15 protein-coding genes are annotated in these 14874 nt (G+C 68.0%); all 15 read right to left on the reverse strand.

Translation table 11 applies throughout. The features are described 5' to 3' along the window. Positions 1-57: 57 nt before the first annotated feature. Positions 58-2118: a flagellar biosynthesis protein FlhA gene (gene flhA / locus C1931_RS09445; RefSeq protein WP_199913926.1), complete on the reverse strand. Its 2061-nt coding sequence runs from the start codon at positions 2116-2118 to the stop codon at positions 58-60. Positions 2119-2159: 41 nt separating this feature from the next. After that, entirely contained in the window at positions 2160-3290 is a 1131-nt protein-coding gene (flhB, locus tag C1931_RS09450; RefSeq protein ID WP_108756120.1) for a flagellar biosynthesis protein FlhB, read from the reverse strand. Positions 3291-3588: 298 nt separating this feature from the next. Continuing rightward, positions 3589-5706, reverse strand: a complete 2118-nt coding sequence (locus C1931_RS09455; protein ID WP_108756121.1) for a bifunctional diguanylate cyclase/phosphodiesterase — start codon at positions 5704-5706, stop codon at positions 3589-3591. A 168-nt stretch (positions 5707-5874) separates the two neighbouring features. Next, positions 5875-6666: a flagellar biosynthetic protein FliR gene (fliR, locus tag C1931_RS09460; RefSeq protein WP_108749552.1), complete on the reverse strand. Its 792-nt coding sequence runs from the start codon at positions 6664-6666 to the stop codon at positions 5875-5877. Between the two features lie 13 nt (positions 6667-6679). Further along, the gene (locus C1931_RS09465) at positions 6680-6949 is read right to left on the reverse strand and encodes a flagellar biosynthetic protein FliQ (RefSeq protein WP_005413254.1); all 270 of its coding nucleotides are present in this window, start codon (positions 6947-6949) and stop codon (positions 6680-6682) included. Between the two features lie 80 nt (positions 6950-7029). After that, positions 7030-7806, reverse strand: coding sequence for a flagellar type III secretion system pore protein FliP (gene fliP, locus C1931_RS09470; RefSeq protein ID WP_108756122.1), 777 nt, complete (start codon positions 7804-7806; stop codon positions 7030-7032). Between the two features lies 1 nt (position 7807). Beyond that, positions 7808-8215: a flagellar biosynthetic protein FliO gene (gene fliO / locus C1931_RS09475; protein WP_108756123.1), complete on the reverse strand. Its 408-nt coding sequence runs from the start codon at positions 8213-8215 to the stop codon at positions 7808-7810. After that, positions 8212-8547, reverse strand: a complete 336-nt coding sequence (fliN, locus tag C1931_RS09480; RefSeq protein WP_108753035.1) for a flagellar motor switch protein FliN — start codon at positions 8545-8547, stop codon at positions 8212-8214. The genes fliO and fliN overlap by 4 nt, the downstream gene beginning before the upstream one ends. Next, positions 8544-9548 (reverse strand): flagellar motor switch protein FliM, encoded by a 1005-nt coding sequence (gene fliM, locus C1931_RS09485; protein ID WP_108749556.1) that lies wholly within the window; start codon positions 9546-9548, stop codon positions 8544-8546. The genes fliN and fliM overlap by 4 nt, the downstream gene beginning before the upstream one ends. A gap of 10 nt (positions 9549-9558) precedes the next feature. Then, a complete protein-coding gene (locus tag C1931_RS09490) occupies positions 9559-10074 on the reverse strand; it encodes a flagellar basal body-associated FliL family protein (protein ID WP_108749557.1) in 516 nt (171 codons plus the stop codon). A gap of 129 nt (positions 10075-10203) precedes the next feature. Further along, entirely contained in the window at positions 10204-11385 is a 1182-nt protein-coding gene (locus tag C1931_RS09495; RefSeq protein WP_108756124.1) for a flagellar hook-length control protein FliK, read from the reverse strand. Further along, positions 11385-11867, reverse strand: a complete 483-nt coding sequence (gene fliJ / locus C1931_RS09500) for a flagellar export protein FliJ (protein WP_108756125.1) — start codon at positions 11865-11867, stop codon at positions 11385-11387. The genes C1931_RS09495 and fliJ overlap by 1 nt, the downstream gene beginning before the upstream one ends. A 3-nt stretch (positions 11868-11870) precedes the next feature. Continuing rightward, a complete protein-coding gene (locus C1931_RS09505) occupies positions 11871-13253 on the reverse strand; it encodes a FliI/YscN family ATPase (RefSeq protein ID WP_108756126.1) in 1383 nt (460 codons plus the stop codon). Continuing rightward, positions 13250-13891 (reverse strand): FliH/SctL family protein, encoded by a 642-nt coding sequence (locus tag C1931_RS09510; protein WP_108756127.1) that lies wholly within the window; start codon positions 13889-13891, stop codon positions 13250-13252. Before C1931_RS09510 ends, C1931_RS09505 begins: the two co-directional genes overlap by 4 nt. Then, complete coding sequence (gene fliG / locus C1931_RS09515) at positions 13888-14874, reverse strand: flagellar motor switch protein FliG (protein WP_108751550.1); 987 nt, start codon at positions 14872-14874, stop codon at positions 13888-13890. The genes C1931_RS09510 and fliG overlap by 4 nt, the downstream gene beginning before the upstream one ends.

The raw sequence follows: 14874 nt of genomic DNA on the forward strand, positions 1-14874 counted from the left end.
TGTCGGTTGCTGCAAGTGAAGAGTGGTGTCTGTTTTCTGGCGCTGCGGTGGGCGGCGTCAGCTGATCGTTCCGACCAGCTTCAGGCGCTTGTCCTCCGGCACCTCGCTGTAGGCCAGGACCGACAGCGACGGAACGCTGTGGCGGACCAGGCGCGCCAGCGCGGCGCGCACCGGGCCCGGTACCAGCACAACCGCGGGCTCGTTGCGGGCTTCCTGCTTGCTGACACATTCGGCCAGGCTCTGGTGCAGTCGCTCAGCGAGTCCGGGTTCCAGCGCGGCGCCGTTGCCCTGCGTGGACTCCTGCAAGACACGTTCCAATTGCGGGTTGAGGGTGAACACCGGCAGCTCCGCCGACATTCCGGCGATCTCCTGCACGATGAAGCGGCCCAGCGCGTTGCGCACGGCAGCGGTGAGGGTGGCCGGGTCCTGGCTGGACGGGGCGTGCTCGACCAGCGCTTCGGCGATCTTGCGCAGCTGGCGGATCGGAATGCGTTCGATCAGCAGGTTCTGCAGCACACGCACCACCGCCGACAGCGGCAGCGCCTTGGGCGTCAGATCTTCGACGAGCTTGGGCGCGCTCTTGCCCAGGTTGGCCAGCAGGTGCTGCACTTCTTCGTGGCCCAGCAGTTCCGGCGCGTGTTCGCGGATCAGGTGCGACAGGTGGGTGGCAACCACGGTGGCCGGGTCGACCACGGTGTAGCCCAGGGTTTCGGCCTGTGCGCGCTGGTGCGGCTGGATCCAGGTGGCATCCAGGCCGAAGGCGGGGTCCTTGCCGGCAATGCCGTCCAGCGGGCCCAGCGCGCTGCCCGGGTCCAGCGCCAGTTCGCGGTCGGGATGGATTTCGGCGGTGGCCACCGGCACGCCGTGCACCAGCACGCGGTAGGCGTTGGCGGCCAGTTCCAGGTTGTCGCGGATATGCACCGAGGGAATCAGGAAGCCGACGTCCTGGGTCAGCTTGCGGCGCACGCCCTTGATGCGCGCCATCAGCTCGCCGCCCTGGTTGCTGTCCACCAGCGGAATCAGCCGGTAGCCCACTTCCAGACCCAGCGGGTCGACCGGGCGCAGTTCGTCCCAGCTCAGTTCGGCGGTCGGTGCCGGCGCGGCGGGACGGCCCAGAGCATTCACCGGGGCGTTCTCGCCGGCCTTGGCGGCGGCATCGTCGGCCGGCAGCTGGGTCTTGCGGTACAGCTTCCAGGCGATGAAGCCCAGGATCGCGGCCAGCGTCAGGAAAGCGACGTTGGGCATGCCCGGTACCAGGCCGACCAGGCCGATGATGCCGGCGGTGATGGCCAGCGCGCGGTACTGGCCGAACACCTGGCCGGTCATGGCCTGGGCCATGTCCTGCGAACGCGAGGCGCGGGTGACCAGCATGGCCACGGCGCTGGACACCAGCAGGGCCGGCAGCTGCGCCACCAGGCCGTCACCGATGGACAGCAGGGTGTAGGTGGCCGCCGCTTCACCGAACGGCATGCCATGCTGCAGCACGCCCACGGCCAAGCCGCCCAGCATGTTGATGAACAGGATCAGGATGCCGGCGATCGCATCGCCGCGGATGAACTTGCTGGCGCCGTCCATCGCACCGTAGAAGTCGGCTTCCTCGCGCACTTCCTCGCGGCGGGCCTTGGCCTCTTCACGCGTCAGCAAACCGGCGTTCAGATCGGCGTCGATGGCCATCTGCTTGCCGGGCATGGCGTCCAGGATGAAGCGGGCGGTCACTTCCGAAACACGGCCGGCACCCTTGGTGATGACCACGAAATTGATGATGGTCAGGATTGCGAAGACCACGATGCCGACCGCGTAGTTGCCGCCGATCACGAACTCGCCGAAGGCGGCGATCACCTTGCCGGCTGCTTCGTGGCCGTTCTGGCCGTTGAGCAGGATCACGCGGGTGGAGGCCACGTTCAGCGCCAGGCGCAGCATGGTGGTGACCAGCAGCACGATGGGGAAAATGGTGAAATCCAGCGGGCGCTTCACGTAGACCACCGCCAGCAGCACCATCAGCGAGATGGCGATGTTGAAGGTGAACAGCGCATCCAGCACCGGGGCGGCCAGCGGCACCACCACCATGGCCAGCAGGGCCAGCACGATCAGCGGCGCGCCAAGACCCTGGCGGATCATGTCGAGCACGCGGCGGCTGTTGAAACCAGAGGTCTGGGCGTTCACGGGCGGCCTCCAGTGCCGAATTCATCCACGTCGATGTGGGGAGTGGACGGCATCGGGCCGGTCCGCCAGCCGCGCAGCTGGTAGACGTAGGACAGCACCTGGGCGACGGCTGAATACAGTCTCACGGGAATTTCCTTGCCGAGTTGACCCTCCCGATACAAGGCGCGTGCCAAAGGCGGGGCCGAGACAATGGCCACCTTGTTGCCGTCGGCCACTTCACGGATGCGCAGGGCGGTTTCGTCCACGCCCAGGGCGACCACGGTGGGGGCACTCATGCGGCTGCCTTCGTACTTCAGGGCCACGGCGTAGTGGGTGGGGTTGACCACCACCACGTCGGCGATGGGCACCGCTTCCATCATGCGGCGGTTGGCCATCTGCTGCTGCAGCTGGCGGATGCGCCCCTTCACTTCGGGGCTGCCTTCGCTTTCCTTCATTTCCCGGCGCAGCTCTTCACGGGTCATCTTCAGCTTGCGCATCCAGTTCCAGCGCTGGTACGGCGCATCGATGGCGCCCAGCAGCAGCATGGCGCCGGCGGTGGCCAGCAGCAGCTTCAGGGTGAAGGCCAGGCCATGGCCGATGGCCGATTCCAGCGGCTGGTGCAGCAGGCCGCGCAGGGCATCGAAGCTGCTGGCAAACACCAGCGCGGCCGCGGCGCCGACGAAGCCCACGCGCAGCAGCGACTTGGTGAACTCGGCCACGGCCTCGGCACCCCACATGCGCTTCAGGCCGGCGATCGGGCTGAGCCGCTTGGGGTCGGGCATCAGTGATTTGTTCGACCAGCGCAGCCCGCCCATCACCAGCGGCGACAGGAAGCTGGCCAGGAAGCAGACCACCAGCAGCGGCCAGCAGGCCATCATCAGGCGCAGGAACAGCCAGCCGAAGTGGCCGAACAGGGCCTGCGGGTTCTGCCACAGGGCCGGCTCGGGGCTGAGCGCGGCGCGCATCCAGGCATGGCCGCCGGCGGCAATGGAGCTGCTGGTGGCCATGATGGCGATGACCGCCGCGCCGAACACTGCCACGGTGGCCAGCTCGCGCGAACGCGGGATGTTGCCCTGTTCACGGGCGTCACGCAGGCGTTTTTCTGTTGGCTGTTCGGTTTTTTCGCCTGCGTCTTCGTTCTCGGACATCGCGGTGCACTACGGCGGGGAGTGCCGGGGTGCGTGCAAGAACTGTTCCGTGACGGTAGAGCAGTGCCAACCAAGGTTGGCACCCACCAGGATGGGGGCGGTTGGCACCCACCAGGTTGGGGGCGGTTGGCACCCACCAGAGCAGGGGCGGTAGCGCCGGGCCATGCCCGGCGGATGGCACCCACCGGAAGATGGCGGTAGCGCCGGGCCGTGCCCGGCGGGGTGAGAAGTGCCAACCAAGGTTGGCACCTACCAGAGCAGGGTGGTAGCGCCGGGCCATGCCCGGCGGGCGGGCGCGTCAGCGCGGCGGTGGGTTGGCCAGTTCCACCCGCGGCCGCGGCAGGTCGTGCAGCTGCATGAAGCGGGCCGGGTCCACCGGCCGGCCCAGCAGGTAGCCCTGCAGGTAGTCACAGCCCAGCCGTTCCAGATAGGCGCGCTGCGGGGCGGTTTCCACGCCCTCGGCCACAATGTCCATGTCCAGCGCGTGGCCCAGCGCCACGATGGCCGACACGATCACCACGTCTTCCGGGCTGTGTTCCAGATCGCGCACGAAGGCGTGGTCGATCTTGATTTCGGTGGCCGGCAGGCGCTTGAGGTACAGCAGGCTGGAATAGCCTGTGCCGAAATCGTCGATGGAAATGCCCACGCCCAGCGCCGACAGGCTCTGCAGCAGGCGCAGGCTGGTGTCGGTATCGCGCATCACCGTGCTTTCGGTGATTTCCAGCACCAGGTGGCGCGGGGTGATGGCGTAGCGTTCGATCACGTCTTCCACATCGCGCAGCAGGTGCGGTGAACTGAACTGCACCGGCGACAGGTTCACCGACATCGACCAGCCGTCATGGCCGGCATCGTGCCAGCGACGCAGCTGCTGGCAGGCCTGTTCCAGCGCCCAGCGGCCGATATCGTGGATGGCACCGCTGCGCTCGGCCAGGCGGATGAAGCGGTCCGGCGGGATCAGGCCCTGTTCGGGATGGCGCCAGCGGATCAGTGCCTCGGCGCCGGCCACGGCCTGCGAGGCCACGCGGATCTTCGGCTGGTAGTGCAGGAACAACTGGTCGGTACCGATCGCCCGGCGCAGGTCGGCCAGCAGGCGGAACTGCTGTTCGGCGCTGTCGTTCATCCAGTCGGAAAACAGCACGAAGGCGTTGCGGCCCGATTCCTTGGCCTGGTACATCGCCGCATCGGCAAAGGCCATCAACTGGCGTTCGCTGGCGGCGTGGTCGGGACAGATGGCAACGCCGATGCTGGCGGTCACCTGCAGTTCGTTGTCGGGCAGCAGCGGGCCGCCGCCCACCGCTTCCAGGATGCGCCGGGCCAGGGTCGGCAGGTCTTCATCGTGTTCGATGCGCACCACCAGCACGAACTCGTCACCGCCCAGTCGCGCCAGCATGTCGTTGGGCCGCAGCAGCTGGCGGGTGCGCTCGGCCACGGCCACCAGCAGGGCATCGCCGGCCTGGTGGCCATAGGCATCGTTCACCTGCTTGAAGCCGTCCAGATCCATGAACATCACCGCGAAGCGGCTGCCGCGCTGTTCGGCCTCGGCCAGCGCCTGCACGATCCGGCGCTGCAGCAGCAGGCGGTTGGGCAGGCGGGTAAGCGGGTCGTGCAGGGCGGCCTGGGTCAGTTCCTGCTGGGCGTCGGTGAGCGAGGTGCTGAGCAGCGAATTGCGCAGCCGCAGCAGCTGCGCCTCCACCCGCTGTTCCAGCCAGGACACCACCAGCACCACCGCCAGGATGGCCACGGTGAGCACCACCACCATCACCGCCAGCCAGGTGCTGCGCAGGCCGTCGCCGACGGCGGCACCACACACGCTGCCTTCGGGGAAGCGGGCGGCGGCCATGCCGGTGTAATGCATGCCCACGATGGCCAGGCCCAGCAGGCCGGCGGCGGTCAGCCGATCAACATTGCGGGTGTTCTGCGCGCGCAGCCGGAAGGCCACGTACAGCGCGGTCCACGATGCGGCCACGGCCACCAGCAGCGACAGCGCCAGCCACACTGGCTGGTAGTCGATGCCCGGCTGCATGCGCAGCGCGGCCATGCCCACGTAATGCATGCTGGCAATGCCGCTGCCCATCAGCACCGCGCCACCGGCCAGGCGGCCATGCGGCAGGGTGTGCAGTGACACCAGCCACAGCGCGAACACCGATGAGGCGATGGCCAGCGCCAGCGACACCAGGGTGATGGGCAGGTCGTAACCCAGCGGAATGGGCAGGTCGAAGGCCAGCATGCCGATGAAGTGCATGGACCAGATGCCCAGCCCCATGGCAAACCCGCCGCCCAGCCGCCACCACCAGGTGGCACCGCGGCCAGGTGCAGTCACCGTGCGCCCGGCCATCGCCAGGGCGGTATACGAAGCCATGACGGCAACCAGCAGCGAGGTGGCCACCAGCCATGGGTTATACGTGCCTACCAGCATTCGTCAGTCTCCCGGACCTGCCTGTCAACGGAAAAACTACGGTGGGGCAAGGCTACGGCAAGCGGCCGTGCAGAACGCGGGCCGCGTGCGGCGTCCCCCTGGTCGCCGCGCATTCACTGTAACGCGTTACAGGGGGGGCAGGGCAATCAACAAGATGTGATGAAGTTCTCATTGAGTGACCGCGCCAGCAGCCTCGAACGCGGCATCGAACATGCGTTGCACCGGCGGGCCCATTTCACCGGCCAGCAGGGCCAGCAGGAACAGGCCCAGCAGCAGCGACACCGGCAGGCCCAGCTGGATCGGGTTCAGCGCGGGCGCGGCACGGGCCAGCACACCAAAGGCCAGGTTGACCGCCAGCATGGCCACCACCAGCGGAATGGCCAGGGTAAGGCCGCCGCGCAGCACGGTCAGCAGGAAGGTGGGGGCGATGCTGAAGAAGGCATGCGGGTCGGGCAGCGGCGCGCCGATGGGCAGCGCGCGGTAGCTGTCCACCACCAGCGAGATCAGCGCCAGGTGCCCGTTGGCGGTGAAGAACAGCAGGCCGAACAGCAGGTAGAACCACTGCCCGATCACGCCCGAGGTGCCGCCACGCAGCGGGTCGCTCATCTGCGCGAAGGCCAAGCCGGTGCCCTGCGCGACCAGTTCGCCCGCCAGCGCGCCGGCTTCGAAGATCAGCCGCAGCAGGAAGCCGATGGACACACCGATGGCCAGCTCGCGGGCAATGGTAAGTACAGTGGCGGCGTCGAAGCCGGTCCAGTCTGGTACCGGCGGCAGCAGCGGGGCCAGCGCGATGGACAGCGTGGCCGCCAGCATCACCCGCACGCGGGCCGGCACCGCGCGGGTACCGACCATGGGCATGGCCATGGCCACCGCGCCGAAACGCAGCAGTGTCCACAGCACGGTGCCGATCATGCCGAAGGCCTGCAGGCCGTCGGCGGCCATCTGGGTGGCGGCGTCCATGGCGGCGCGGTTCCTAGCCGATCAGGTGTGGAATGCGCTGGAACAGCAGCGTGGTGAACTCGACCAGGTGGCCGATCAGCAGGCTGCCGAGCGCAAACAACACAGCGGTGAGTGCCGCAGCCTTGGCGACGAAGGCAATGGTGGGTTCGTTCAACTGGGTCGCGGCCTGCACCACGCCCACCACCACGCCAACCACCAGCACGGTCAGCAGCAGCGGGCCGGCTACCCACAGTACGGTAATCAGGCCGCCACGCAGCTCAGTCAGGGCAAGTTCGGGAGACATCGTTGTTCCATTGGTAGCGCCGGGCCATGCCCGGCGACGCTTCTGTAGAGTCGAGCCACGCTCGACTGCTGTTGCTGCAATCAAGCCGGATTGAAGCTGGCCGCCAACGTACCCACGGTCAGCACCCAGCCATCGACCAGCACGAACAGCAGGATCTTGAACGGCGCCGACACCAGCATCGGCGACAGCATCATCATGCCCATCGACATCAGCACGCTGGCCACCACCAGATCGATGATCACGAACGGAATGAAGATCAGGAAGCCGATCTCGAAGGCTGTCTTCAGTTCGCTGGTGACGAACGAGGCGACCAGCACCGGGAACGGAATCGCATCGGGGCTGGCATAGGTGCCGTGACCGGCAATGCCGGCGAAGGTCATCAGGTCGGTTTCGCGGATCTGCGCCAGCATGAAGGCCCGCAGCGGCTGGGTGGTCAGCGTCCAGGCGGTCTGGAAGTCGATATCACCGTTCAGGTACGGCGCCATGCCGGTGCTCCAGGCCTTGTCCCAGGTCGGCAGCATGATCATCGCGGTCAGGAACAGGGCCAGGCCCAGCAGCACCTGGTTGGACGGCGTCTGCCCGGTGCCCAGCGCCTGGCGCAGCAGGCCCAGCACGATGATGATGCGGGTGAACGAAGTCAGCACCAGCAGCATCGACGGGATCAGGGTGATCGCCGTCATCAGCAGCAGGGTCTGCAGCGGCAGGCTGACCGGTGCGCCGCCGATCTTGCCCACGTTTACATCGGGCAGCGACGGCGGTGCGCCCGGCGCGGCAAACGCCAGCGCGGGCAACAGGCACAGGGCGATCAGGATCAGCCACGGCATCAGGGTGGCGAAGCGGGAACGGGTCACGCACATGTCAGGGGTCCTTGCGCAGCCGCTGTTGCAGCAGCTGGGCGAAATTCGGCAGGTTCTTCAGGTCCGGCACGCGCACCGGCGCCGGCGGCGGCAGGGGCTCGGACAGGGTGTGCAGGGTGTTGATGCTGCCGGCGGTGACGCCCAGCAGCAGCTGCTGGCCGTTCACTTCCACCACCACCACGCGCTCCTTGGCGCCCACGGTCAGGCTGGCCACCAGCTTCATGCCTTCGGCCGGGCGGAAGCCGCTGCCGGGCAGGCGCTTGAGCAGCCAGCCCAGGCCGACCACCAGGGCCAGCACGGCCAGCAGGGCCAGCACCGCACCGAACAGACTCGGTGCGGTGGCGGCATGCTGGCCGATCTGCGGCGTTGCCTTCGCAGCGGCCTGCGCGGTGGCGAGCAGCAGGCTCAACGCAGTCTCCGGATCCGCTCGCTCGGGCTGACCACGTCGGTCAGGCGCACGCCGAAGCGGTCGTTGATCACCACCACTTCGCCGTGGGCGATCAGGGTGCCGTTGACGAACACGTCCAGCGATTCGCCGGCGCCGCGTTCCAGTTCCACCACCGAGCCCTGGTTGAGCTGCAGCAGGTTGCGGATCGGCAGGCGGGCGCGGCCGACTTCCAGCGACAGCGTCACCGGCACGTCCAGGATCACGTCCAGGTTCAGGTCCGGACCCTGGGTTTCATCGGCCTGCAGGCTGCCGAACTGGGCCGGGGTCGGTTCGAGGGCGTCGATATCGTTCATTGCGGGTCTTCCTGGATGACGGGTACGCGCGGGCGGGTCCCCGGCGGATGGGTAGCGGTGACTTTCACGGCGTTCATGCCGTTGGCGATGCCGAATTCGCCGGTGAACACGGGAATGTTCTCAACGCACAGCGGCACCTGGGTGTTCAGCTCGATCGGCAGGATGTCGCCTACCTTCAGCTGGGTCAGGTCGCGCAGGGTCATGCGCTTGCTGGCCAGCACGCTGGACAGGGTGACTTCGGCGATGTTGAGCTGTTCGCGCAGCATCACGCCCCAGCTGGCATCGCGGTCGTTGCGATCGCTCTGGATACCGGCGTCCAGCAGTTCGCGGATCGGTTCCAGCATCGAGTACGGCAGGGTGACGTGGATATCGCCGCCACCGCCGTCCAGTTCCACGTGCAGGCGGCACACCACCACGTATTCGCGCGGGGTGACGATGTTGGCGAAGTGCGGGTTGATTTCCGAATTGATGTATTCGAAATCCACTTCCATCACCGGCGCCCAGGCTTCGCGCAGATCGGCGAAGGTCTGCTTCAGCAGCAGGTGGATCACCCGCATTTCGGTGGCGGTGAATTCGCGGCCTTCGATGCGGGTGGGGTAGCGCCCGTCGCCGCCGAAGAAGTTGTCGACGATGGCGAACACCAGGGTCGGCTCGAACACGATCAGGCCGGTGCCACGCAGCGGCTTGAAGCGGATCAGGTTCAGGTTGGTCGGCACATACAGCGAATGCATGTAGTCGTTGAACTTGATCAGCTCGATGCCGCGCACGGACAGTTCGGCCGAGCGGCGGATCAGGTTGAACAGACCGATGCGCCACAGCCGGGCGAAACGCTCGTGCACCATTTCCAGCGTGGGCATGCGACCGCGGATGATGCGGTCCTGGCTGGCGAAGTCGTACGAACGTGCTTCGCCGGACGGCGGCTCCGGATCGGTTTCGACCGCGCCGCTGTCCACGCCATGCAGCAGGGCATCGATCTCATCCTGGGACAGCAGGTCATTCATCGGTAGGCCCTTACTGGGTCACGAAGCTGGTGAACAGCAGATCGTCGGCGCCGTTGCTGCCGGTCTCGGCCTTCAGCACTTTCTGCACGGCGGCCAGCGCTTCGCCCTGCAGCTTCTGCTTGCCGGCCACGTCGGCAATCTGCTCGGGGCTGACCTGCGAGAACAGCATCAGCAGGTTGGCGCGCAGTGCCGGCGCATGGGTCTTGATCGCCTCCAGCGCGGCGGCGTCGCGGGTCATCAGCTGCACTTCCACCTGCAGGTAGCGCGGGCCGTCGATCGGACCGTTCAGATTGACTACGAACGCCGGTTCCAGCGCGAAGTACTGGGCCGGGGCCGGGGTGGCGCCCTTCTTCGGGGCTTCGGCGGTGGCCGGTTCGTGCTTGCTCTGGGTGAAGAACCAGACGCCGGCGCCGGCGGCACCTGCGGCCAGGACGGCCACCAGGGCGGTGATGAGCAGAGGACTGCGCGGCTTGGCGCTCTTGTCCTTGTCGGCGGTCTTCTTGGTTTTGTCAGCGGCTGCGGCCACGGGGTGAAGCTCCTCAGGGGTTGCTTCACAGGGCTATGCAAGGGGTGTGCCGCAATGCTGGGGAGGGGCGGCGACGGAATTCCGTCGGCGCCCCGGTTCCGGTAGTGGCCAACCTTGGTTGGCCACCGGTTACGCGTAGGCGTCCAGCAATCCGCGCTGGCGGATCAGCTGCGCCGCCGACACCGTGGTGTCGCCCAGCGACGGTTCTCCGTCACCAATCCGGCCGCTGCCGCTGCCGGTGTTCTGGCCCGACGTTCCGCCGTCGCCGCTGTGGTGGTGGCCCACATCGGCATGGGCCAGCTGGAAGCCCTGTTCGCCCAGCAGTTCGCGCAGGCGCGGCAGGCTGCTTTCCAGTGCCTGGCGCACATCCACGTGCGGGCTGCTGAAGCTGGCATGCACCTTGTCGCCGTTCATCTGCAGGCGCACGTCCACCGGGCCCAGGTCTTCCGGGTTCAGGGTGATGTGGGCGTGGCCGATCTTCTGGTCCGCCAGCCAACCGACGCGTGCACCGATGGCCTGGTCGAAACCATCATCGCCCAACACCGGGGTAGGGGTAGGTTCGCCGTTGAACACCGGCGTGCTGGCCAGCGCGGCCTTCAGGTCCTGCAGGGCGGCGGGCAGGGCCACCTGCAACGGTGCGGTCACGTTGCGATCGCTGCCGAACAGGCTGTCCGCATCGTCCGCGCCATCCAGCGCGGTCTGTGCAAGCACGGTGCCGGGCAGCGGCAGTTCGATGGCTTCGCCATCGGCATCCGGTGCCGCGGTCGCGGCGGCGACGCCAGGGGCCGCAGGCGCGGTGGCCGGCGTAGCGGTGGTGGCCGCGGCGGGCAGTGTGGCAAGCGCCGCGGGCGCGGCGCTGGGCAGGGCCTCGGCATCGGCGCCGGTGGCGGTGGGCAAGGCAGGCACGCTGGGATCGGCGACCGGCGGCACCATCAGCGCCAACCCGGCCAGACCCAGCGGCGGCCAGGGCGCGTCATCGCTGTCGGTCGCTGCGTCCTTGTCGGTGGCCGGCGCAGTGGTGTCAGTGGTGCTGGCGGCCACCTCGGTGGTTGCCGCGTCGGGGTCGGTGGCATCGGCGGAACTGGCCGGCGGCGTGCGCGCATCCGGGTTGCCCGCGTCGGCGTTGCCCGCCTTGTTCGCCGGCTTCGACGGGGTGCTGGCGGTCTTGGCCGCAGGCGTATTGCCGCCGCCCTGCAGCATCTGGTCGAAACCGTTGCCGCTGCTGCCGTCGCTGCGGCTGCTGCGTGCGCTGCTGCCGGTGGAACCGGTGGTGCCGGCGGCGGTGCTGTTGCCGGTCAACAGGGAAGGCATCACGCGCGGCCTCCCTGCGGGTCGCTGTCCGGGTCTGCGGCCTGCGCCAGGCGCGCGCGGCGTGCGCCGATGTCATCCATCTCGCGCTGGTCGCGGCGGTCGGTCACCACCTTTTCCTGTGCACGGTAGCTGGCAGCCAGCTGTTCCAGCACGGCCTTGTCCCGGCTGGCCAGGATCAGGCGCGCGCGCTCGGCCTCCACTTTTTCGCGGTTGCCGTTCACGGTCTGCTGCTGCTGTTCCACCGCGCTGTCCAGGCGGTCCAGGAAGGCACGGCGGTTGAGCAGCTGCGCCGGACTGGTGGCGGCCATCTGTGCGTTGGCCATCTGTTGCGAGGCATATTCCTCGGCATAGCGGCGCAGTTCATCCAGCCGCGACAAATGGGTGTCCAGCACGCGCTGGCGCTCGGCCAGGTCGCGGGCCACCGCGTCTTCGTGTTCCTGCGCCCGCTTCAGCAGCGGGTCGATGCGCTTGGACTGTGTCATGGCTTAGTTCTCTTGTTCCACCAGGCGCTGCAGCGCGGCCTGGCTGTGCGGAAGATCGGCGGCCTTGGCCACGTCCTGGCCGAGGAATTCCATGATGTCCGGCCAGCGTTCCAGTGCTTCGTCGGTCGCAGCATCGTTGCCGCGCTGGTAGGCGCCAATGGCGATCAGGTCGCGGTTGGCCGAGTAGGCCGACACCAGCCGCTTCAACTTGCGGATGCGCAGGCGCCACGGCTCGTCGGCGATTTCCGTGACCACGCGGCTGACCGACGATTCCACGTCGATGGCCGGGTACAGGCCACTGTCGGCCACCCGGCGCGAGAGCAGGATGTGGCCGTCCAGGATCGCGCGTGCCGCATCGGCAATCGGGTCCTGCGGGTCATCGCCTTCGGTCAGCACGGTGTAGAACGCGGTGATCGAGCCGCGGCCCTTGGCACCGTTGCCGGCACGTTCCACCAGCGCCGGCAGCTTGGCGAACACCGACGGCGGGTAGCCGCGTGTGGTGGGCGGTTCACCCACCGACAGGCCGATCTCGCGCTGGGCCTGGGCGAAGCGGGTGAGCGAATCCATCAGCAGCAGCACGTTCAAGCCCTGGTCGCGGAACCATTCGGCAATGGCGGTGGCGCGGTAGGCGCCGTGCAGGCGCGCCAGCGGCGGCCGGTCGGCGGGGCTGGCCACCACCACCGCGCGGCGCAGGCCTTCTTCGCCCAGGGTGGTTTCAACGAAGTCGCGCACTTCGCGGCCACGTTCACCGATCAGCCCGACCACGATCACGTCGGCGGCGGTGTAGCGGGTCATCATGCCCAGCAGCGTCGATTTACCGACACCGGAGCCGGCGAACAGGCCCACGCGCTGGCCACGGCCGATCGGCAGCAGCGCATTGATCGCGCGCACGCCCACGTCCAGCGGCTGGGTGATGGGTTCGCGCGCCAGCGGGTTGATCGACACGCCGGCCATGCCGACATGGCCTTCGGCACGGATCGGGCCCTTGCCATCCAGCGGCACGCCGTCGCTGTCGATCACCCGGCCCAGCAGGCCTTCGCCCACTTCCACGCCGCCACGGCGGGCCGAGGGCACCACCCGTGCGTTGGGCAGCAGGCCGTGCAGTTCCGCGCTGGGCATCAGGTAGGTGCGTTCGCCGGCGAATCCGACCACTTCGGCATCCACCCAGCCACCATCGACCACTTCCACTTTGCAGCTGGCGCCCAGCGGCGCTTCGCAGCCCACCGCTTCCAGGGTCAGGCCCACCGCGCGGCGCAGCACGCCCTCACGGATCAGGCCGCGGCCGTGTGCGGTGTCCACGCGCAGGCTGTCCAGACGGCCGGCCAGGCGCAGATTGCGGGCCACGGTCCAGTCCGCCGGCGGCGGCAGATGCGGTTCGGTGTTCATGCATTGGCTCCGGTCTGGCGGATCACCGCATCCAGGGCGCCGCGCAGGCGTGCTTCCAGGGTGCCATCCACGCGCACCGCTTCGGCGTGCACGCGCAGGTCGCCGCGGCTCAGGCTGGTGTCGGGCACCAGCCGCTGCTGCGGTGACAGGTTCAACAGCGGCGACAGCGCGGCGATGTCGTCGGGGTGCAGGCGCACTTCCACCTCGCGGGTAGCGCCGCCCACTGCATCCACGGCTTCGCCCACCAGCTGCGCCAGCAGCGCGGGGTCGGCCTCGTAGGCCCGGCCGACCAGGGCGCCGGCAATGCGCACGGCCAGCTCGCCCAGCGCGCCGACCACTTCATTTTCCAGGCGCACCAGCGGGCGGCTGAAGTTGTCCAGGATGCCTTCGATCTGCGCGACCAGACGGCGCACCTCGGCCTGGCCTTGGCCATAGCCATCGCTGTGGCCCTGGGCAAAGCCTTCCTTCTCCGCGCTGTCCTGGATCGCCTGGATCTCTTCCAGCGTGGGCAGCTGCAGTACCGGCTCGGGCTCGTGCTCCGGGTCGGGTTCGGTCAGTTCGAACACATCCTGCGGCTCCAGCTCGGGTTCGGGCTGGGCCAGCAGGTCCGGGGCGAGCCAGCGCACGACATTGCTCACAGCATGGCCTCCGCGCTGCCACCGATGGTGACCGTGCCTTCATCGGCCATGCGCTTGACGATGGCCAGGATCTCGCGCTGCGCGCCTTCCACGTCGGACAGGCGCACCGGGCCGCGTGCTTCCATGTCTTCCAGCAGGATTTCGGCGGCACGCTGGGACATGTTGCGGGTGATCTTGTCGCGCACCTTGATGTCGGCACCACGCAGGGCCAGGCCCAGGCGCTCGCCGCTGACTTCGCGCAGCACCAGCTGCATTTCGCGGTCGTCCAGATCCACCAGGTCGTCGAACACGAACATCAGGTCCTGGATGCGGCCGCTGAGCGGCGCGTCGATGCGCGCGATCTCGCCCAGGATCGCCTGGTCCTGGCCGCTGTCCATGAAGTTGAGGATGTTGGCCGCGCACTGCACGCCGCCGATGTTGGACGACTTCAGGTTCTGGTTGCCGGCGAACTGGCGTTCCATGATCTCGTTCAGTTCGTTCAACGCATTGGGCGGAATACCGTCCAGGGTGGCGATGCGCAGCAGCACGTCCACCCGGGTACGTTCGGGCAGCAGCTTCAGTGCATCGGCGGCCTGGTCGGTTTCCAGATGGGCCATCACGATGGCGATGATCTGCGGGTGCTCGTTGCGCACCAGATCGGCCACCGCGCGCGGGTCCATCCACTTCAGCGCATCCAGGCCGGTGGTGTTGCGGCCCAGCAGGATGCGGTCGATCAGGTTGCCGGCCTTTTCGCTGCCCAGCGCCTGCACCAGCATGTTGCGGATGTAGTCGTCCGAACCCACGCCCAGCGAGGTCTTCGAGCCCAGTTCCTGGCTGAACTGGTCCATCACCCGTTCCACCTGCTCGCGGGTGATGTCGGTCATCGTGGCCATGGCGATGCCGATCTTCTGCACTTCCTTGGGTTCCATGTGGCGCAGCACTTCGGCCGCATCCAGTTCACCCAGGGACAGCAGCAGTACCGCAGCGCGCTGCACGCCGGTCAG

It is taken from the genome of Stenotrophomonas sp. YAU14A_MKIMI4_1, assembly GCF_003086855.1.
In the GTDB taxonomy this organism is placed as follows: Bacteria; Pseudomonadota; Gammaproteobacteria; order Xanthomonadales; family Xanthomonadaceae; genus Stenotrophomonas.